We start from the raw sequence: 18,363 nt of genomic DNA, 5'->3' as shown, positions 1-18,363 counted from the left end.
CGGAAGGCCGCGATCAGCGAGTCGATCAGCTTCTCGCGTTTTTCGCGGGCGATATGGCCCACCTTCCGTTCGGCCGCGAGCCGTTCGCGTTCGACGGAGCTTTCCTTGAAGACCTCGATGCAACGGGCCATGCGGCCGATTTCGTCCTGGCGTTCAGTTGCCTCCACAGCCACTTCCAGATCGCCGTCGGCAATCTTGCGCGCGGCGACCGCAAGGCGCTCCATCGGCGCGAACATGCGCCGGGTGACCCACCAGATGAGCCCGAGGATCGGCACGAGGCAGACGAAGCCGGAAATGACGGCGCCATAGGTGATGCGGTCGGCAGCGGCCGACAGTTCCGTCTGGCGGACGGAATCGACGACGCCATAGGGTGTGTTTTCAAAGCTCCCCCGCGCCTCGGCGAAGCGGAAGTCCTGACCATTCAGCCGGATCAGCCGGTCGCCTGCGCTGATGTCCCCGAGCGAATAGACCGCGCTGGCATGGCCCGTACCGTCCAGTTGCAGCAGCTGACCGACGGCATCAACCAGAAAGATCTGTTCGCTATCACCGAGGCCGGTCGAGTCGTTCAACATGGCGGCGAGCCGCTCCATGTCCGCCGAAAAGGCGACGGCTCCGAAGAAGCGGTCCAGATAGAAAACCGGTGCGGCTAGGACCAGGGAAACATTACCCTTCGCATCGGCGACAAATCCGGAAGAGTAGATCTGCCCGCCAGCAAGGGTTTCATTCCTGGAGGCCTCGAAGAGCTTGCCGAACGCGATCTGGGTTGGGTTTCCGGCAATTTCGGGGGCATCGACGTGATAGGCGAAGTCGTCGCCCTTCCGGTAGGTGTAGGTGATGAAACCGTCCGGATTGGCCAGTGCCGCGTCGGAAAACAGCCCCTGCTCGATCACCTGCTGATAGACCGGATGCACCACCTTGTGATTGTTCACGTAGTAGTTGGTCTCGCCCGGCTCGACCAGCAGATGGCGCTCGTTCTCGCCGTGCGGGTTGTCGGTGACGAAAATCTTCCTGAGAAGCTCGGTCTGGCCCTCTTTCAGGTTCTTCCAGCCGACCATGGTCTTCATCAGGCTGTCCTTGGCTTCCTCGCGCGAAACGAAGAACTCGGCGCCATAGGTCACCTGATTGAGCGCAAGCTCCAGAACCTTCGCCTTGGCCTTGGTCGCGCTGGTCAGGCCGCTGTCCGCCTGCCCGTTGGCGACATCGCGCGACACCAGGGACGTTACCGTGACAATCGCCACGCACATCGCCAGGGCGCCGGCCAGGAACATCAGAGCAAGTTTTGTTGAAAGCCGCTTACGCATAGTTTCCCCCACAAAGTTGCAGGGAAGATATGTTCCAAATCGCGAAAAAAGACTTAACTACGTTTTTGCATCAATCGATAAAAATTACAGGGGTAAGTGTTTGACCTGAGTATTCCAGACCGGGAACCGCCTTTTACTCGGGATCGGCAAACAAACCCATTTGAGGTGCATCCGGCCGCGACGGTACAGCCAGGCCGAGATGCTGGAAGGCCATGGGCGTCAGGACACGGCCGCGCGGCGTGCGCTGCAGGAAACCGTTCTGGATCAGATAAGGCTCCACGATTTCCTCAATGGCATCCCTCGGTTCCGACAGGGCCGCGGCAATGGTCTCGATGCCGACGGGACCACCGCCGAAATTGACGGCGATCTGGTTGAGATAGCGCCGGTCGAGACTGTCCAGCCCCGCGCCGTCGACCTCGAGCTGCAAGAGGGCCTTGTCGGCAAGTTCCCGGTCGACCTTCTCGACGCCGGCATAGACCGCAAAGTCCCGCACCCGGCGCAGCAGGCGGCCGGCGATGCGCGGTGTGCCGCGCGAGCGCTTGGCGATCTCATGGGCGCCGTCCTCGGCCATGCCGATGCCGAGGATCGACGCGCCGCGCTTGACGATGTGTTCCAGCTCGGGAACCGTATAGAACTGCAGGCGGACCGGAATGCCGAAGCGGTCGCGCAGCGGCGTCGTCAGCAGGCCGAGCCGGGTGGTTGCGGCAACGAGCGTGAATTTGGCCAGGTCAATCTTCACCGAGCGCGCGGCCGGCCCCTCGCCGATAATGAGATCGAGCTGGTAGTCCTCCATCGCCGGATAGAGCACTTCCTCGACCGCCGGATTGAGGCGGTGGATCTCGTCGATGAACAGGACGTCCCGTTCTTCCAGGTTGGTCAGCAGTGCGGCCAGGTCGCCCGCCTTGGCGATCACCGGTCCGGAGGTTGCCCGGAAATTGACGCCAAGTTCGCGCGCCATGATCTGGGCGAGCGTGGTCTTTCCAAGACCCGGCGGACCGACGAACAAGACGTGGTCCAGCGCCTCCCCGCGCGCCTTGGCGGCGCCGATGAAGACCTTCAGGTTGGCGCGCGCCTGCGCCTGGCCGACAAATTCATCCAGGGCCTGAGGCCGCATGGTGCTGTCGATTTCGTCCCCGCGGATTTCCGGGGTCACGATGCGGGCTTCATCAGACATGGCTTACGACCACCAGCAACAGCACCAGGAGCAGCAGCGAATAGGCTACCCGGAGGGCATAGAACTTCCTGAACTGCGCGCGAACGAAAGGATCGTCCGAATCGACGCGCCGCCCCTTGATGGCGAACGGCCGGTCGCCTACGGAAAGCGAAAACCGGTGGTCGAGATACATGATCCCGCCGATGCCGAGCACCACGAAGACAACAGCAATGACGGCATAGGTAACAAACATCATGCGGACAATTCCTTCAGGCCGAGCCGGATCAGCGTCTCGGTGGTCGCCTCCTCGCCGGCCGACTGCATCGCCTTGGCAACGGCAGCACTCGCCTGGGCCTGGGCATAGCCCAGATTGGTGAGCGCGGAAACCGCTTCGGCAACAGGCCGCGCGGCGACATTGTCGGCCACGGTCTGCGAGACGGAAATCGTCGCCTGGTCAACGGTGGCCAGAGCAGGTGCCTTGTCCTTCAGCTCCGACAGGATCCGTTCCGCCACCCGTTTGCCGACCCCCGGCGCCCGGGAGATCGTTGCCTTATCCCCCAGCGCGATGGCGTTGGCAACCTCGCTTGCCTTCAGAATGCCGAGGATGCCGAGCGCGACCTTGGCCCCTACCCCCTGCACCGTCATCAGGATGCGGAACCATTCCCGCTCGGCTTCGGCGGCAAAGCCGTACAGCCGGATCATGTCCTCGCGCACGATGGTCTCGATGAAGAGCACCGCCGCCTCACCCGCACGCGGCAGGCCCTGCAGGATACGCGAGGGGCAATGGACCTGATAGCCGACGCCGTGCACGTCCAGAATGACGTGGTCCTCGCCGTAGCTGTCGACGGTTCCTTTCAGCTTTCCGATCATGCGGCCCCCTTGGACGCGATATGGGCGGCGAGCCGTGCCGCGCCGCTGGCCCGGTGCTGGGCGTGGCAGATGGCGATCGCCAGGGCGTCGGCGGCATCGTCCGAATTGAAGGTCGCCCGTGGCATCAGGACCTTGACCATGGCGCGGATCTGTTCCTTCTCGGCGTGACCCGTTCCGACGACGGTTTTCTTGACCAGATTGGGCGCGTATTCGGCGACCGGCAGTCCGGCGAGCGAGGGGACAAGCAGGGCAATGCCGCGCGCCTGTCCCAGTTTCAGAGTCGCGCCGGCGTCCTTGTTGACGAAGGTATGCTCGACCGCGGCTTCCTCCGGATCGTGCCGGCGCACCACCTCGATCAGCCCGTCATGCAACTGCACCAGACGCTCGGCCAGGCTCTTCTTGTTGTCGGAGGTCACGGTACCGGAGGCAATGAAGGACAACCTGTTGCCGGCCGCCTCAATCATGCCCCAGCCGGTGCGCCTGAGGCCCGGGTCGATGCCCAGCAATCGAATCGCATGTGTCATGGAACAAATCGGTAACAAAAGTTCCCGGTTGACGCCAGCCAAAGCGCGGCTTACGACCGGAAAGCCTGTCAAAAACCGGTGCTCAACGCGGTTTCTCCACCCGAAGGCCGGTCTCCATGCCCCATTCTCCGGAAGCTGCCGGTTTCCGGCGCTCCGGCCATCCGCAGTTTCATCCGTTCTCTCCGCGAGTTTCAATGTTCGAGCTCTCCGCCTCCTTCCCGCCTAGCCTTCTGGTCTTTCTGGCCGTGGTTCTTTTCATTGCGGGCTGCGTGCGCGGATTTGCGGGTTTCGGCGCAGGCATGATCTTCATGCCGGTAGCCACCACCGTGATGCTTCCGTCGACGGCGGCCGCCGCGTTTCTCTTTATCGACGGGCTGGTCGCCCTGCCGCTCGTCGTCCGGGCGGTCCGGCAGTGTGACTGGACAACGGTCCTGCCCGCTGTTGCCGGGGCGGTCGTCTTTGTCCATGCCGGGGCCTGGCTGCTGGCGAATTCGGATGTGCTGGTGCTGCGCTGGCTGATCTTCGCCATCGTCACCGGCTTGCTGCTGCTGCTCGTTTCCGGCTGGCGCTACCGGGCGCGGCCGACCCGGCCGGTTTCCTTCGGTGTCGGTGCGGTCGCGGGCGTTCTGGGGGGCGTCTCGCAGGTCTCCGGCCCGCCTGTTGTCGCCTTCTGGCTGTCGAGTTCCAAGGAACCGGTCACCGTGCGGGCCAACCTCATCATGTTCTTCGCGCTCGCCAGCATCGGTACTTTCATTGCCTATGTCCTGAACGGCTTTTTCACGGTGGAGGTCTTCCGCCTGCTGGTGATGGCCGTGCCCGTCTATGCGCTGGCGATCTATGCGGGGTCAAAGGGCTTCAGCAAGGCCCACCCCGGGCTCTACCGGATGCTCGCCTACGGCCTGATCGCCCTGGCGGCCTTGACCAGCATGCCGGCACTCGACCCGCTATTCCGCTAACTTTTCCTGCCACTTGGCACATTTGTCCGCCATCAGGCGGTTGAGCTCGGCTTCGAACTCATCCTTGCTGGAGGACGCCTGCGCCAGAATGGCGAGTGCCACGATGGCGGCATCCGCCGCTTCCTCGCGCACGTCTTCCAGCGAGTGGTTCTTGTAGGCACTGCCCGGCGCCTTGGTGACGGAGAGCACGGCCTGCGCCAGTTCGCCGGCCTCCTCGGCCAGCTTCAACGCCCGCTCCTGCAGGGTCTTCGGGTCTTTTTGAGTGAGGTCGTAGATGTTGAACATACCTGTCTCCGCGAAGGCCAATAATCTTACAAGCCCTCCTCCTACGTCCTCCCGGACGCAGCAAAGTGAAGATCCGGGATCGGGGAGCCAAAGGCTTTGGTATTCCATTCCTCGTCCCGCGCATTTGGTTCACCGGTCCCGGCTCGCGCTTCGCTTGGCCAGACAGGGATGACGCTGGAGAGGATGCTCGTAAAAACAAAAACCCCGGCTGAACCGGGGTTTTCAAATTCGTCATTCCGGACCGGTCAGGACGCCAGGGCGGCCATGGTCTCTTCGTCGACGTCGAAGTTCGAGTAGACGTTCTGGACGTCGTCGTCGTCTTCCAGCATGTCGATCAGCTTCATCAGCGTCTGGGCCTTGTCCGCATCGACCGGCGTCAGGTTCTGCGGCTTCCAGATGATCTTGGTGCTGTCGGCTTCGCCCAGCGCCTCTTCCAGTGCCTTGGCGACCTCGTTCAGATCTTCAAAGGCGGTGTAGATGGTGTGGCCGCTTTCGTCGGACTGCACGTCCTCGGCGCCTGCCTCGATGGCAGCTTCCAGAACCGCGTCCGCTTCGCCGGCTTCCGGCTTGTAGATGATCTCGCCGACGCGGTCGAACATGAAGGAGACCGAACCGGTTTCACCGAGCGAGCCGCCGCATTTGGTGAAATAGGAGCGGATGTTGGACGCAGAGCGGTTGCGGTTATCGGTCAGGGCCTCGACCACGACGGCAACGCCCGCCGGGCCATAGCCCTCGTAGCGGATTTCCTCGTAGTTGTCGCCGTCACCGGTCTGGGACTTGTTGATCGCCCGCTGGATGTTGTCCTTCGGCATGGACTGGGCCTTGGCATTCTGAACGGCCAGGCGAAGGCGCGGATTGGAATCGGGATCCGGGTCGCCCATCTTGGCGGCGACGGTGATTTCCTTGGACAGCTTGGAGAACATCTTCGACCGGGCCGCGTCCTGACGGCCTTTGCGGTGCATGATGTTCTTGAATTTTGAATGGCCTGCCATGGCTCTTCTCGGTTCTTGAATGGTTATGTCAATGAAAGCTGGGCCGCTTATAGGCAAGTTGGTGCCGAAAATCCAGCTTGGAGAAATTTACCGGCCGGCAGCTCAGACCGACGGCCAGAAGGACGGCAGCACAGGCTCCAGACGTCCGCCGATCCTGACCGGCGCGATGCGCTCGGCAAGCCCGGTCCGGTCGTCCGTCTCGATCGCGACACCGCAAATGGTGGCCACACCGGAGGCGGGTGCAAACCTTGACCCCGGGATCTTGCGCTGGAAGCGGTTGACCGGCTCTTCCTTGTCCATGCCGAGCACGCTGTCGTAGGCACCGCACATGCCGGCATCGGAAAGATAGGCCGTCCCGTTTTCCAGGATCTGATGATCGGCGGTGGGCACATGGGTGTGCGTGCCGACGACAAGACTTACCCGGCCGTCCAGGAAATGGCCCATGGCCTGTTTCTCGCTGGTGGCTTCCGCGTGCACGTCCACGATGATGGCATCGGCCACCTCTCCGAGCGGACAGTCGGAGACCACCCGTTCGATGGCCGCGAAAGGATCGTCCAGGGCATCCATGTAGACCCGGCCCATGACGTTGGCCACCATCACCTGGGCGCCGTTACGGGCGGTATAGAGATGGGCGCCCCGTCCCGGCGTGCCCGCAGGATAATTGACAGGCCGCAGCAGGCGGTCTTGGCGTTCGATATAGACGAGCGTGTCACGCTGGTCCCAGACATGATTGCCCGTTGTGACCACATCCGCTCCGGCATCCAGCACGTCCTGCAGGATGGCTTCGGTTATCCCGAAGCCGGACGCGGCGTTCTCTCCGTTGACGATGACAAAATCGAGCCGGTTGTCTTCCACGAGCTCCGGCAATTGCTCAATGACGGCGGTCCGGCCCACGCGGCCGACAAGATCGCCCAGAAACAGAATACGCATAAGTCCTCTCTGGATCAGCCGAACGCCCGGTATCCGCGTTCGGTCAGGATTCCATTCAAGGGCTTGTCATGCGCTTCCACGGGCACGCGGTCAACCTCCTGCAGCGCAAAGGCAAGGCCGATTTTCAAAAGAGCTCCCGTCTTTTCCAATGTTGCTATGGCATTGTCGTAGAAGGCCTTGCCGTAGCCGATCCGGTTTCCTTGCGCGTCGAAACCGGCCAGGGGCATCAACAGGACATCCGGGCGCAGCTCCTCAGCCTCCGGGCCAGGTTCCAGCGTTCCGAACGCCGCCGGGACCAGCTCCGTGCCCCGCTCCAGCTGTCTGAAGATCAGGTTCGGCCCGACCATGACCGGCAGGCAGAGCCGGTGCCCCTTCTGACGGATCCTGTCCAGGAGCGGTCTTGCGTCGATCTCGTCGCGGATCGGCCAGAAACCGGCGACAACCGCGCCGGCGGCAAGGGGCAAATCGTCACAATGAGCCACCAGATCCAGGCTTTTTTCGATTCGATCGGTGACGGACATCGCCTTGCGGCGGGCAAGCGCCTGCTTGCGGAGCGTGTCTTTTTCGGCAGCAAGGGGGGAAACAGCAGTCATGGGGCCTCGTCAGGAGTTTGTCAGGCCCGGTATGCCATGGAGAGTTTCGTCGTGGAAGCGCAGCCGTCCGACCGTTGGAAGTGCAATCCCGGGAAACCTACAATGTAGGTGGGCGCCGTATGCAACGGACCACGGCCCAGAGCAGGGACAGCTCCCGAGGGAATGCGTAAGGCCCCGGGGAATATTTCCTGACGTATCGGGCAGCCGCAAGTACCGCATATAATCCGGCACCGCGGCAATTACCAGAGCGGCGTGGCGTTCATCAAAAGCGAAGTTATCCGGCGGGACCTGCCGGCAGAGGCGTCCGGACCCCTCGAGGTCAGGAGTTTTCGGGAGACCGAAGGCTCCTGGCCAGACTGTCGGCAAGGTTTTCGATGCGCGCCGCGGCGGTGCCGATGGCGCGCGACAGTTCCTGTTCGGTCTGGCTCATGTCGTCGAGCGCACTCACCTGCTGCTGGCGAGCCTCGGCCAGTTCCTCTTCCAGTGCCTTGATCTTGCGTTCCAGCTCCGAAAGCTGGTCGGTCGCCATGATGCCCGCCATCACCGTAAGGCGCTGGTCGCCTATTTCACCGAAGGCGCCCTTCAGTTCCGAGATCCAGCCGTCGAAGCGCGCGGCCAGGCCCATCAGCCGGTCTTCCTCGCCGTCATCGCAGGCCATGCGGAAGGACTTGCCGTTTATGGTAACCGAGATCTGTGCCATTGCCGTCAGCCCCCGTGTGCGTCCAGCACGCTGCGAATGGTCTCCATGGCCGAGACAAGCCGCCGGGAAACATCCTTGTTGGCCTCCTCAAGCCGGGAAGCCCTGGCCTCGCTCTGATCGAGGGAAGCGGCCAGCTGGGACCGGTCTTCGCCGAGCCGCTGCAGGTCGTCCTGCAAGGCATTCAAGGAACTGTCCGCGTCCAATCGCCGCTGCACCGCCGTTTCCAGGTGGCCGACCGCCGTTTCCAGGCGTTTCACGGCATCAGCAAGGCTGGTCTTTTCCATGCAGTCGACTTCCGACATCAATATCGTCGTCCCAACAATAAGTCCTGGCGGCGCGCCTGTTCCTTCCAAAGGTCAATCTTGAGATTTGGCAACTTCACCCCCGCCAAAGCTGCCCAAATTGAATGCACTTGCACAAATGTACTCAAAGGCGTGTTTTGCGGCAAAAAGCAAATCTTTGTCAGGCCATCGAGCTTAGGCGCCGCAACTTCTCCCCGTCAATGCCACCCTTGGCAGAATCCTCAACTCTATAACCCGCACTGCCGGAATTTTCTTCCTGAAGTCGAAGTCCGCAGCTTTATTGACTCGCCGCAGGTTCCTGATATTTGTCTGGCGCCTGTTCAGGATTGACGGGAGTCAACACCTGAGCAACGCACCTCAGATTGCCTTGCCGGGCGGTTCGTCCGGGTAGATGGGGCTCAATTGCAAGCTACGGGAATAAGATGACCGATCTTGAAAAACACCAACGCATGGCAAATGCGATCCGCTTTCTTGCCATCGATGCCGTGGAGAAGGCCAAATCCGGTCACCCCGGACTGCCCATGGGCGCCGCAGACATTGCAACTGTTCTCTTCACCGAATTCCTGAAATTCGATCCGACCGCGCCGAAATGGGCCGACCGAGACCGCTTCGTGCTGTCGGCGGGTCACGGTTCCATGCTGCTCTACAGCCTGCTCTATCTGCTCGGCTATGAAGACTTCTCGCTGGACGAGCTGAAGAACTTCCGCCAGTTGGGCGCGCGCACCGCGGGCCATCCGGAATTCGGTCACGGTGCCGGCATCGAAACCACCACCGGCCCGCTCGGCCAGGGCCTCGGCAATGCCGTCGGCATGGCAATCGCCGAACGCCTGCAGGCCGAGCGTTTCGGCAAGGAACTCGTCGATCACTACACCTATGTTCTGGCCGGTGACGGCTGCCTCATGGAAGGCATCAGCCAGGAAGCCCTGACGCTGGCCGGTCATCTGAAGCTGAACAAGCTGATCGTTATCTGGGACGACAACGGCATTTCCATCGACGGCAAGGTCGAGATCACCGACTCGACCGACCAGCAGGCCCGGTTTGCCGCCTCCGGCTGGAACACGCTTTCCGTCGACGGCCACGACCCGGCAGCCATTTCCGCGGCCATCCGTCAGGCCCAGGCCAGCGACAAGCCGACGCTGATCGCCGCAAAGACCACCATCGGTTTCGGTGCGCCGAACAAGGCCGGCACGTCGGGCGTCCATGGCTCGCCGCTCGGTGCCGATGAAATCGCCGGCACCCGCGCGGCGCTGAACTGGCCGCATGAGCCGTTCGAGGTTCCGAGCGACATTCTGGACGCCTGGCGCATTGCCGGCCTCAGATCCGCTCAGGCACACAAGGACTGGCAGAAGCGTTTTGCCGAAGCCGATGCCGAAGCCCGCGCGGAATTCGAGCGCCGCAACCGCGGCGACCTGCCGTCCGGCTTCACCCAGGCGGTTCTGGACTACAAGAAGAAGCTTGCCGAAGACCAACCGACCATGGCGACCCGCAAGGCGTCGGAAGCCGTTCTGACCGTCCTCAACGAAGTCATCCCGGAAACCATCGGCGGTTCCGCCGACCTCACCGGGTCCAACAACACCAAGACGCCGCAGACCCTGCCGATCACACCGGACGATTTCTCGGGCCGTTACATTCACTACGGCGTCCGCGAACACGGCATGGCGGCAGCCATGAATGGTCTGGCACTACACGGCGGCCTGATCCCCTACTCCGGCGGCTTCCTGATCTTCTCCGACTACTGCCGCCCGTCGATCCGTCTCGCCGCCCTGATGGGCCAGCGCGTCATCCACGTGATGACCCACGATTCCATCGGCCTGGGCGAAGACGGCCCGACCCACCAGCCGGTGGAACATTTCGCGGCGCTCCGGGCGATCCCGAACGTGAAGTTCTACCGTCCGGCCGACATCACCGAAACGCTCGAGTGCTGGCAGCTGTCCCTGGAGAACCGGGACGGTCCGTCGATCCTGGCCCTGACCCGTCAGAACCTGCCGTCCCTGCGCAAGACTTACGAGGAAGAAAACCTCTGCGCGAAGGGCGCATACGTTCTCATCGACAGCGAGGACGATGCCGCGGTGACGATCTTCGCATCAGGCTCTGAAGTCGAGATCGCAGCCGACGCTCACAAGGAACTGATCGGCGCAGGGATTGCGGCCCGGGTGGTCTCGGTCCCATCTTTCGAACTGTTCGAGGCCCAGTCTGACGACTACAAGGCCGCCGTCATCGGCAACAGCCCGGTGAAGATCGCCGTGGAAGCCGGCATCCGCATGGGCTGGGACCGCTTCATCGGCGTCGACGGTGCCTTCATCGGCATGACCGGCTTCGGTGCGAGTGCTCCCTACAAGGAGCTCTACGAGCATTTCGGAATCACCAAGGAGGCGGTTGTGGCCGCCGCCAAGGAAAAGCTCAGCGCTTAATCGGAATCAATTCCCGGCACCAAGACTTCCTCCTATGGTGCCGGGCCTTTCGAGCACGAGCGTGCTCATCACGTGACCACCTGATGTGGTTTTTAAATCGGTTTAGCCCCTTATGAGGCACGCCGAAGATTGCGGGAGTGGAATATGGTAACCAAGGTAGCAATCAACGGGTTTGGCCGCATCGGCCGCAACGTTCTGCGCGGCATCGTCGAATCCGGCCGCACGGACATCGAAGTCGTTGCGATCAACGACCTCGGACCGGTTGAGACCAACGCGCATCTGCTGCGCTACGATTCCGTTCACGGCCGTTTTCCGGCCACGGTGACCGTGGAAGGCGACACCATCTCCGTCGGCGGCGGCAAGCCGATCAAGGTAACCGCGATCCGTGACCCGAAGGATCTGCCGTGGGGCGAACTCGGCGTCGACGTCGCGATGGAATGCACCGGCATCTTCACCGCCAAGGACAAGGCGGCGCTGCACCTGGAAGCCGGCGCAAAGCGCGTTCTCGTTTCCGCACCCGCCGCCGGTGCCGACAAGACCATCGTCTACGGGGTCAACCACGATGCGCTGACGGCAAGCGACCTGGTCGTCTCCAACGCTTCCTGCACCACCAACTGCCTCAGCCCGGTCGCCTATGTCCTCAACGAAACCGTCGGTATCGAAAAAGGTTTCATGACGACGATCCACTCCTACACCGGCGACCAGCCGACCCTCGACACCATGCACAAGGACCTCTACCGCGCCCGTGCAGCCGCCATGTCGATGATCCCGACCTCGACCGGCGCCGCCAAGGCCGTCGGCCTGGTGCTGCCGGATCTCAACGGCAAGCTGGACGGTGTCGCGATCCGCGTCCCGACCCCGAACGTTTCCGTCGTCGACCTCAACTTCATCGCCAAGCGCGAAACTTCGGTCGAGGAAATCAATGCAGCGGTCCGGGAAGCCGCCGACGGCAAGCTGAAGGGCATTCTGGGTTACACGGACGAGCCGCTGGTCTCCTCCGACTTCAACCACGACAGCCATTCCTCGGTCTTCCACATGGACCAGACCAAGGTCATGGACGGCACCTTCGTGCGCATCCTGTCCTGGTACGACAACGAATGGGGTTTCTCCAACCGCATGGCCGACACCGCCGTTGCGATGGCAAAGCTCATCTGATCTAAGCCAGGCCTGGACAAGACGCCGGACATGGTCCGGCGTCTTTTTGCCCGCTTCGGCCGGTCCCCGCTCGGAAAACCGCCTCTCAAACGTCATTTCAGGCAGACGTCCCGGACAAAGGTCATGTAGACTGGAACTGCGCAGATGCAGTTCACTCCTGGAGATGCCGCCATGACACCGCTACTGGTCATTCTCGGATCGTTGTTTGCGGCCGGTTGCCTCGTAGGCCTCGGCTTCTATTGGGCCGACCTCAAGGAAGAGCAGCACCGGCTCCCCTCGGATCAGGACTGGGAGCCGGAGCTGGGCAAGGCCGAGATCGAAACCGACCCGCAGCGAGGACCGGACATCCCGGGAAAGATCGAATGACCCAAAAGGAGGCCAATATCAGTGACCACGCTTTTGATACTTTTCGGATTTTTCCTGATTGCCGGCATCGGTTTTTACTTCATTGAACGCTCCAAGGAAGGCGACCACCCGAAGCGCCACAGGCAATGGCAGCCGGATGTCGATCAGTCGAAGGCCGCGACAATGAAGAACCACGACCCTGGCGGGATGAACCGCTAAGGCCTTCCCCCGGATATCCCTTCTTTCTTCATCTTCGGAGACCCTGTGCTCGAACTTCTCACTGTCATCTCCCTGACGATCGTCGTCGCGATCGTTCCCGGACCCGACTTCGCCGTGGTCCTGCGCAACGCCCTCATCGGCGGCCGTGGGGCCGGCATCATGACCGCGCTCGGCATCGCACTCGCGCTCGGCGTCCACGTTACCTACGCGCTCGCCGGCATCGGCCTGATCGTCTCCCAATCGATCCTGCTCTTCAACGCGCTGAAGCTGATCGGCGCGGCCTATCTGGTGTTCCTGGGCGTCACCATGTACCGGACGGCGTCAAAAGAAATGCCTGCCGACAGCTCCCTTGGCGGCATGCCGCCGCTGAAGGCCCTGCGTTGGGGCTTCTTCACCAATGTGACCAATCCGAAGGCCACCATGTTCGCGCTCAGCGTGTTCCTGCAGGTCACCTCTCCGGAGACAGCTCTGTGGACGCAGATCGGCTATGGCGTGATCATGGCCAGCGGTGTGTTCCTGTGGTTCGTGCTCGTGACGCTGTTCTTTACGCTGCCGGCCGTGCGGGAGAAGTTCATGCGCGCCAAAATCTGGATGGAGCGTTCCTTCGGCGTGCTCCTGACCCTGTTCGGCATCGGCATTGCGGTGACCACCAGTTCGACCCGTCCCTGACACGAGGTTTCTCCATGGCTTTCAAAACTCTCGACGACCTGACCGACATTACCGGAAAACGCGTTCTGGTCCGCGTTGACCTGAACGTGCCGATGGACGGCCCGAAGGTGACCGACACGACCCGCATCGAGCGGGTACTGCCGACCATCCGAGAACTTTCGGACAAAAAGGCAAAGGTCATTCTTCTTGCCCATTTCGGCCGTCCGAAAGGCGAGCCCATCGCCGAAATGTCCCTGGCACCGGTTGCGCCCGCCGTTGCGGATCTTCTGGGCAAACCGGTCGGCTTCGCGAGGGACTGCATCGGCGAAGAGGCCGCAAGAACCATTGCCGCGATGGCGGACGGCGACGTGCTGCTCCTTGAAAACACCCGCTATCACAAGGGTGAGGAAAAGAACGATCCGGATTTCGCCAGGGCGCTTGCCGCCAACGGCGATATCTACGTCAACGATGCTTTCTCCGCGGCCCACCGGGCCCACGGCTCGACCGAGGGCATCGCCCGGCTGCTGCCGTCCTATGCGGGCCGTACGATGCAGGCGGAACTGGAAGCCCTCGGCTCCGCGCTCGGCGAACCTGTCCGCCCGGTTCTGGCCGTTGTCGGCGGCGCGAAAGTCTCCTCGAAGATCGACCTTCTGGAAAACCTCGTCTCCAGGGTCGACATGCTTGTGATCGGCGGCGGAATGGCCAACACCTTCCTGGCGGCCAAGGGCATTAACGTGGGCAAGTCGCTCTGCGAGCACGACCTGGCCGACACAGCCCGCAAGATCCTGGCGGCGGCGGAAGCCGCCAACTGCGAGATCGTGCTGCCGGCCGACGCCGTGGTGGCCAAGGAATTCAAGGCAGGTGCCGACAACGAAACCGTCGCGCTCGATGCCATTCCGGCCGACGGAATGATCCTCGACGTCGGAGCGGCTTCCATCGCGACCGTTACAGCCAAGATCGACGCCGCCAAGACGCTGGTCTGGAACGGCCCGCTCGGCGCGTTTGAAATTGCACCGTTCGACAAGGCAACCGTCGCCGCAGCCCAGCACGCCGCGGCCAACACCAAGGCCGGCAAGCTGAACTCCGTTGCCGGTGGCGGCGATACGGTGGCGGCCCTCAACCATGCCGGGGCTGCTGACAGCTTTTCCTATGTTTCCACCGCCGGCGGCGCCTTCCTGGAATGGCTGGAAGGCAAGGAACTGCCGGGCGTCAAGGCTCTGGAAGCCTGAGGAACCCGTTGGGAGGAACAGGAATGCATCGCTGTTTCACCAATATCCTGACAGAGGAGGTCGCGGTCACCGCGGCCTTCTACGAAGAGCTTCTCGGCCTGAAACGGCAAACCTCCACGGACGGCTTCGTCCTGCTGGCCGATCCGGACAGTCCCGGCCTGGAACTCGGCATTCTCAACCAGACCAGCGACATCGTTCCGGTTCGTGCACAACGGGCACCGGCCGGGGTGATCCTGACCTTCGTCGTCGGCAACTGCGATACGGTCTATGAAAGGGCCACCGCGATGAAAGCCAATATCGTCGAGGCGCCGCGCGAGTTGGCTGACGGGCGGCGGCGGATGATTCTGCGCGACCCGGCAGGTACCTTTGTCGACATCAGTTCGCCGGTTCGGGAAACGGTCAAGACGGCCTGAGCATCCGCCTGAATTAATTTGACATTCGAATTAATTACGCGCGCGTATTTTCCCGAATACCGCTGTATTTAAATTGATTTAAGCGATTGTGCCCCTCTTTCCCCCATGGGAAATCTTGATAGAACCAGCCGTGAATTGACGCACCGCAATGGCAGAGGCGCGAAGCCGCGCCAGCCTGACATGAGGACGTCGACGAACCGCACCCTCGGGAGACCTTAAATGGCACGTATTACCCTTCGCCAGCTTCTTGATCACGCTGCTGAACACGACTACGGCGTTCCGGCATTCAACATCAACAACATGGAGCAGGCGCTGGCGATCATGGCAGCCGCGGACAAGACCGATTCCCCGGTCATCATCCAGGCCTCCCGTGGCGCACGTGCCTACGCCCACGACGTCATGCTGAAGCACATGATGGACGCGGTCGTCGAAATCTACCCGCATATTCCCGTGTGCGTGCATCTCGACCACGGCAACGCGGCACAGACCTGCATGACCGCGATCCAGGCCGGCTTTACCTCCGTCATGATGGACGGTTCCCTCGAGGCCGACGGCAAGACCCCGGCCGACTGGAACTACAATGTCGGCATCACCAAGACCGTGACCGACATGGCCCACCTCGGGGGCATTTCCGTTGAAGGCGAACTCGGCGTGCTCGGCTCGCTGGAAACCGGCATGGGCGACAAGGAAGACGGCCATGGCGCGGAAGGCAAACTCAGCCACGACCAGCTGCTGACCGACCCGGAAGAAGCGGTGAAGTTCGTTCAGGAAACCAAGGTCGACGCACTGGCTATCGCCATGGGCACCAGCCACGGCGCCTACAAGTTCACCCGCAAGCCGGACGGCGATATCCTGGCCATGCATGTGATCGAGGAAATCCACCGCCGCCTGCCGGAAACCCACCTCGTCATGCACGGTTCTTCCTCGGTGCCGCAGGATCTCCAGGACATCATCAACCAGTACGGCGGGGAGATGCCGCAGACCTGGGGCGTGCCGGTCGAGGAAATCCAGCGTGGCATCAAGAACGGCGTGCGCAAGGTCAACATCGACACGGACAACCGCATGGCCATGACCGGCCAGATCCGCAAGATCCTGAGCGAGAACCCGGGCGAATTCGATCCGCGCAAATATCTGAAGCCCGCGCGCGATGCGATGGAAAAGCTCTGCGTCGCCCGCCTGGAAGCCTTCAACACCGCCGGCCAGGCTTCCAAGATCAAGAAAATCGCCACGCTTTCCGACATGGCCGCCCGCTACCAGTCGGGCGAACTGGACCCGAAAGTGGCATAAGATCCGCACCGGACACGCAAAATTTCATAACCAATCCAGAAAGAGGGGCCTTGCGTCCCTCTTTCGCCGTCTTTAGGGACAAGTACTGAAGTGTGATCAAACAGGACCGCCGCCAGTGAACCGCCCTCGCCTCTTTCTCATTACCCCGCCCGAATTCGATGCAGACGATCTGGCGGCCCGGCTCGGCCAGGCATTTTCCGGCGGTGACGTCGCCTGTGTGCTGATCTACATGCCCGGGGCAAGCACCAAGGACGTGCAGGCGGCGGCCCAGGTGCTGGTGCCGGTGATCCAGGCAGGCGGCGCGGCCGCACTCGTTTACGGCGATACCCAGGCTGCCGGACGGAGCGGTGCCGACGGCGTTCACGTCGATTCTTCCCTGGACGACGTGAAACAGGCCGTGGAGAGCTTTCAGCCGGACCGGATCGTGGGCACGGGCGGCACGAAGCTCAAGCACGATGCCATGGAATGGGCGGAAACCGGCGTGGACTACATCTTCTTCGGCAAGCTGGACCTCGCCGAAAAGGAAAACGCCCATGCGAAGACCCTGTCTGCCGCAGAATGGTGGGCGGAGCTGTTTGAAACGCCGTGCGTCGCCCTGGCCGGCAACTCGCTTGAAACGCTTGCTGAAGTGGCGGCGACCGGCGCCGACTTCGTCGCGCTCAAGGATGCTGTCTGGCAGTCCGGACCGGACATCGCGGCCACCATTGCCGAAGCCAATCGCATTCTGGAAGCCCACCCTTTCCCCGAAGTTGACTAACCGAACGAGGCCGGTGCGCGACTGATGCCGAAAAAACTGATCAGAGCACGGGTTGGACGCCTTTGCGCCGTTGTTGCGGCAACAAGCATGCTGGCGGGCTTTCCGGGCCCTCTCGCGGCGGCAAAGAAAGCGGCTCCTGAAGACACCCCGGCGGCCGCGGCCGAAACAGCAGAGGCTCCGAAACCGCTCATCATCGACGTCACCACGCAGGACAAGACGCTCGTCAGCATCATCGACGACGGCCCGCCCAAGCTGAAAGAGGGCGAAACGGCGTCGGCCGATACGGCCTATGCGGCTTTCCAGCGCGGCTGGTTCCTGACGGCACTGGCGCTGGCGACGCCGCTTGCCGAAGAGGGTGACAAGGCAGCCCAGGCACTGCTCGGCGTGCTCCACGAAGCCGGGCTCGGGATCGTGCAGGACAAGGCCAAGGCCGCCGACTGGTACTCTCTGGCCGCCGCCCGCGGCGACGCCGGTTCGGCCCTGCAACTCGCTCAGTTCTATCTGCTCGGCACGGGGGTGGAGGCCGACAAGAAGAAGGCCGCCGACCTTTTCGAGCAGGCCGCCGAAGCGGGGAATGCCTCCGCGCTCTACAATCTGGCCCTCATCTACGAGGAAGGCGAAGGCCGCCCGTTTAACGAAGCCAAGGCGCGCTCGCTGCTGGAACAGGCGGCCAAAATGAACGACCCGGAGGCGCAATATGCGCTCGGGCTGTCCTACCTTGAATCCCAAACCGGCCTCAACGATCCCGGACAGGGAGCCTTCTGGCTGGGTCGGGCGGCGCGGCGCGGCCACACCTCGGCGCAGGTCTACTACGGGATCCTGCGTTTCCAGGGCAAGGGCGTCGACCCGAGCGAGACGGAAGCCGCCGACTGGTTCGAACGGGCGGCGACTTCCGGAAACCCGGTTGCCATGAACCGGCTGGCGCGGATCTACGCCTACGGCCGCGGCCGGGAGCAGGATTATGCGGCGGCCGCGGGCTGGCATCTCATCGCCCGGACCCTCGGCGTCTCCGACCTGGCCCTCGACCAGATTGTTGACGGCCTCGACGAGGAAACTCTGGCAAAGGCACGCAAGCTGGCGGAGCAATATTCGACAACCCTGATGGCACCGAGCAGAGATCCGGCGAGGGAATCTCCGTAATCCTCGCGAGTACATCGGCAACTTCGGGTGCAATATTCTCCAACGAACACTGCAATCGTAAGCACGTTTGCCTTTTTTCCTTGAAACGGACCCGCTTTTGTGGTGGACAGGCGCGAGCAAATTCAGGCGCACCAGCTGCCGCTGGCCGTCGCG

At 62.4% G+C, this 18,363-nt stretch carries 22 protein-coding genes and 1 other RNA gene; 11 read left to right on the top strand and 12 right to left on the bottom strand.

All coding sequences use genetic code 11. The annotated features are described in order from the left end of the window. The 5 genes from ACQY7U_RS14250 to ruvC form a co-directional block, all read right to left on the bottom strand. The coding region (locus tag ACQY7U_RS14250) for a HAMP domain-containing protein (RefSeq protein WP_428645489.1) at positions 1 to 1,301 on the bottom strand (1,301 nt) is incomplete at its 3' end. 133 nt (positions 1,302 to 1,434) lie between these two features. Beyond that, entirely contained in the window at positions 1,435 to 2,475 is a 1,041-nt protein-coding gene (ruvB, locus tag ACQY7U_RS14245; RefSeq protein WP_428645488.1) for a Holliday junction branch migration DNA helicase RuvB, read from the bottom strand. Continuing rightward, complete coding sequence (locus ACQY7U_RS14240) at positions 2,468 to 2,710, bottom strand: endonuclease (protein ID WP_428645486.1); 243 nt, start codon at positions 2,708 to 2,710, stop codon at positions 2,468 to 2,470. The genes ruvB and ACQY7U_RS14240 overlap by 8 nt, the downstream gene beginning before the upstream one ends. Continuing rightward, positions 2,707 to 3,324 carry a Holliday junction branch migration protein RuvA gene (gene ruvA / locus ACQY7U_RS14235; protein WP_428645485.1) on the bottom strand — a complete coding sequence of 206 codons (618 nt, stop codon included), beginning with the start codon at positions 3,322 to 3,324 and terminating at the stop codon, positions 2,707 to 2,709. Before ruvA ends, ACQY7U_RS14240 begins: the two co-directional genes overlap by 4 nt. Then, positions 3,321 to 3,848: a crossover junction endodeoxyribonuclease RuvC gene (gene ruvC, locus ACQY7U_RS14230; protein ID WP_428645483.1), complete on the bottom strand. Its 528-nt coding sequence runs from the start codon at positions 3,846 to 3,848 to the stop codon at positions 3,321 to 3,323. Before ruvC ends, ruvA begins: the two co-directional genes overlap by 4 nt. 116 nt (positions 3,849 to 3,964) lie before the next feature. Between ruvC and ACQY7U_RS14225 the strand changes: the two genes are divergently transcribed. Further along, complete coding sequence (locus ACQY7U_RS14225) at positions 3,965 to 4,804, top strand: sulfite exporter TauE/SafE family protein (protein ID WP_428645482.1); 840 nt, start codon at positions 3,965 to 3,967, stop codon at positions 4,802 to 4,804. Here ACQY7U_RS14225 and ACQY7U_RS14220 read toward each other — a convergent pair. From ACQY7U_RS14220 to ACQY7U_RS14190, 7 genes are all read right to left on the bottom strand, one after another. After that, positions 4,793 to 5,089, bottom strand: a complete 297-nt coding sequence (locus ACQY7U_RS14220) for a MazG-like family protein (protein ID WP_428645480.1) — start codon at positions 5,087 to 5,089, stop codon at positions 4,793 to 4,795. The genes ACQY7U_RS14225 and ACQY7U_RS14220 overlap by 12 nt on opposite strands. A gap of 245 nt (positions 5,090 to 5,334) precedes the next feature. Further along, positions 5,335 to 6,081: a YebC/PmpR family DNA-binding transcriptional regulator gene (locus ACQY7U_RS14215; RefSeq protein WP_428645478.1), complete on the bottom strand. Its 747-nt coding sequence runs from the start codon at positions 6,079 to 6,081 to the stop codon at positions 5,335 to 5,337. 102 nt (positions 6,082 to 6,183) lie between these two features. Next, entirely contained in the window at positions 6,184 to 7,011 is an 828-nt protein-coding gene (locus ACQY7U_RS14210; protein ID WP_428645476.1) for a TIGR00282 family metallophosphoesterase, read from the bottom strand. Between the two features lie 14 nt (positions 7,012 to 7,025). Then, complete coding sequence (locus ACQY7U_RS14205) at positions 7,026 to 7,604, bottom strand: 5-formyltetrahydrofolate cyclo-ligase (protein WP_428645475.1); 579 nt, start codon at positions 7,602 to 7,604, stop codon at positions 7,026 to 7,028. Positions 7,605 to 7,660: 56 nt separating this feature from the next. Further along, positions 7,661 to 7,814: non-coding RNA, 6S RNA (gene ssrS / locus ACQY7U_RS14200), on the bottom strand. 109 nt (positions 7,815 to 7,923) lie between these two features. Beyond that, the gene (locus tag ACQY7U_RS14195; protein ID WP_428645473.1) at positions 7,924 to 8,304 is read right to left on the bottom strand and encodes a cell division protein ZapA; all 381 of its coding nucleotides are present in this window, start codon (positions 8,302 to 8,304) and stop codon (positions 7,924 to 7,926) included. A gap of 5 nt (positions 8,305 to 8,309) precedes the next feature. After that, positions 8,310 to 8,606, bottom strand: a complete 297-nt coding sequence (locus tag ACQY7U_RS14190) for a DUF4164 domain-containing protein (RefSeq protein ID WP_428645472.1) — start codon at positions 8,604 to 8,606, stop codon at positions 8,310 to 8,312. A gap of 422 nt (positions 8,607 to 9,028) precedes the next feature. Between ACQY7U_RS14190 and tkt the strand changes: the two genes are divergently transcribed. The 10 genes from tkt to ACQY7U_RS14140 all read left to right on the top strand — a co-directional run bounded on the left by tkt (position 9,029) and on the right by ACQY7U_RS14140 (position 18,210). Continuing rightward, the gene (gene tkt / locus ACQY7U_RS14185) at positions 9,029 to 11,017 is read left to right on the top strand and encodes a transketolase (protein ID WP_428645470.1); all 1,989 of its coding nucleotides are present in this window, start codon (positions 9,029 to 9,031) and stop codon (positions 11,015 to 11,017) included. A 144-nt stretch (positions 11,018 to 11,161) separates the two neighbouring features. After that, positions 11,162 to 12,172 (top strand): type I glyceraldehyde-3-phosphate dehydrogenase, encoded by a 1,011-nt coding sequence (gene gap / locus ACQY7U_RS14180; protein ID WP_428645468.1) that lies wholly within the window; start codon positions 11,162 to 11,164, stop codon positions 12,170 to 12,172. 171 nt (positions 12,173 to 12,343) lie between these two features. Further along, positions 12,344 to 12,538: a hypothetical protein gene (locus ACQY7U_RS14175; RefSeq protein WP_428645466.1), complete on the top strand. Its 195-nt coding sequence runs from the start codon at positions 12,344 to 12,346 to the stop codon at positions 12,536 to 12,538. Positions 12,539 to 12,559: 21 nt separating this feature from the next. After that, positions 12,560 to 12,736: a hypothetical protein gene (locus ACQY7U_RS14170; protein ID WP_428645464.1), complete on the top strand. Its 177-nt coding sequence runs from the start codon at positions 12,560 to 12,562 to the stop codon at positions 12,734 to 12,736. 45 nt (positions 12,737 to 12,781) lie between these two features. After that, entirely contained in the window at positions 12,782 to 13,405 is a 624-nt protein-coding gene (locus tag ACQY7U_RS14165; RefSeq protein WP_428645462.1) for a LysE family transporter, read from the top strand. Positions 13,406 to 13,419: 14 nt separating this feature from the next. Beyond that, entirely contained in the window at positions 13,420 to 14,613 is a 1,194-nt protein-coding gene (locus ACQY7U_RS14160) for a phosphoglycerate kinase (protein WP_428645460.1), read from the top strand. 23 nt (positions 14,614 to 14,636) lie between these two features. Next, on the top strand, positions 14,637 to 15,026 hold the full coding sequence (locus ACQY7U_RS14155; protein ID WP_428645459.1) for a VOC family protein: 390 nt from the start codon (positions 14,637 to 14,639) through the stop codon (positions 15,024 to 15,026). A 219-nt stretch (positions 15,027 to 15,245) separates the two neighbouring features. Next, positions 15,246 to 16,313: a class II fructose-bisphosphate aldolase gene (gene fba, locus ACQY7U_RS14150; protein WP_428645457.1), complete on the top strand. Its 1,068-nt coding sequence runs from the start codon at positions 15,246 to 15,248 to the stop codon at positions 16,311 to 16,313. 115 nt (positions 16,314 to 16,428) lie between these two features. After that, positions 16,429 to 17,070 carry a thiamine phosphate synthase gene (locus tag ACQY7U_RS14145; protein ID WP_428645455.1) on the top strand — a complete coding sequence of 214 codons (642 nt, stop codon included), beginning with the start codon at positions 16,429 to 16,431 and terminating at the stop codon, positions 17,068 to 17,070. A 24-nt stretch (positions 17,071 to 17,094) separates the two neighbouring features. Then, entirely contained in the window at positions 17,095 to 18,210 is a 1,116-nt protein-coding gene (locus ACQY7U_RS14140) for a tetratricopeptide repeat protein (RefSeq protein WP_428645453.1), read from the top strand. Positions 18,211 to 18,363 lie beyond the last annotated feature (153 nt).

Origin of the sequence: Roseibium sp., from assembly GCF_050301095.1 — a bacterium.
Lineage (GTDB): Bacteria > Pseudomonadota > Alphaproteobacteria > Rhizobiales > Stappiaceae > Roseibium.
The sequence above is the reverse complement of the archived record's forward strand: the minus strand, read 5'-3'. Positions and strand labels throughout refer to the sequence as shown.

Excerpts from the sequence above, each read along its gene's own strand:
- ruvC (WP_428645483.1), bottom strand. The coding sequence starts at position 3,848 with ATGACACATGCGATTCGATTGCTGGGCATCGACCCGGGCCTCAGGCGC.
- ACQY7U_RS14220 (WP_428645480.1), bottom strand. The coding sequence starts at position 5,089 with ATGTTCAACATCTACGACCTCACTCAAAAAGACCCGAAGACCCTGCAG.
- ACQY7U_RS14190 (WP_428645472.1), bottom strand. The coding sequence starts at position 8,606 with ATGTCGGAAGTCGACTGCATGGAAAAGACCAGCCTTGCTGATGCCGTG.
- ACQY7U_RS14175 (WP_428645466.1), top strand. The coding sequence starts at position 12,344 with ATGACACCGCTACTGGTCATTCTCGGATCGTTGTTTGCGGCCGGTTGC.
- ACQY7U_RS14205 (WP_428645475.1), bottom strand. The coding sequence starts at position 7,604 with ATGACTGCTGTTTCCCCCCTTGCTGCCGAAAAAGACACGCTCCGCAAG.
- ACQY7U_RS14215 (WP_428645478.1), bottom strand. The coding sequence starts at position 6,081 with ATGGCAGGCCATTCAAAATTCAAGAACATCATGCACCGCAAAGGCCGT.
- ACQY7U_RS14225 (WP_428645482.1), top strand. The coding sequence starts at position 3,965 with ATGCCCCATTCTCCGGAAGCTGCCGGTTTCCGGCGCTCCGGCCATCCG.
- ACQY7U_RS14195 (WP_428645473.1), bottom strand. The coding sequence starts at position 8,304 with ATGGCACAGATCTCGGTTACCATAAACGGCAAGTCCTTCCGCATGGCC.
- ACQY7U_RS14160 (WP_428645460.1), top strand. The coding sequence starts at position 13,420 with ATGGCTTTCAAAACTCTCGACGACCTGACCGACATTACCGGAAAACGC.
- ruvA (WP_428645485.1), bottom strand. The coding sequence starts at position 3,324 with ATGATCGGAAAGCTGAAAGGAACCGTCGACAGCTACGGCGAGGACCAC.
- fba (WP_428645457.1), top strand. The coding sequence starts at position 15,246 with ATGGCACGTATTACCCTTCGCCAGCTTCTTGATCACGCTGCTGAACAC.
- ACQY7U_RS14155 (WP_428645459.1), top strand. The coding sequence starts at position 14,637 with ATGCATCGCTGTTTCACCAATATCCTGACAGAGGAGGTCGCGGTCACC.
- ACQY7U_RS14240 (WP_428645486.1), bottom strand. The coding sequence starts at position 2,710 with ATGATGTTTGTTACCTATGCCGTCATTGCTGTTGTCTTCGTGGTGCTC.
- ACQY7U_RS14210 (WP_428645476.1), bottom strand. The coding sequence starts at position 7,011 with ATGCGTATTCTGTTTCTGGGCGATCTTGTCGGCCGCGTGGGCCGGACC.
- gap (WP_428645468.1), top strand. The coding sequence starts at position 11,162 with ATGGTAACCAAGGTAGCAATCAACGGGTTTGGCCGCATCGGCCGCAAC.
- tkt (WP_428645470.1), top strand. The coding sequence starts at position 9,029 with ATGACCGATCTTGAAAAACACCAACGCATGGCAAATGCGATCCGCTTT.
- ACQY7U_RS14140 (WP_428645453.1), top strand. The coding sequence starts at position 17,095 with ATGCCGAAAAAACTGATCAGAGCACGGGTTGGACGCCTTTGCGCCGTT.
- ruvB (WP_428645488.1), bottom strand. The coding sequence starts at position 2,475 with ATGTCTGATGAAGCCCGCATCGTGACCCCGGAAATCCGCGGGGACGAA.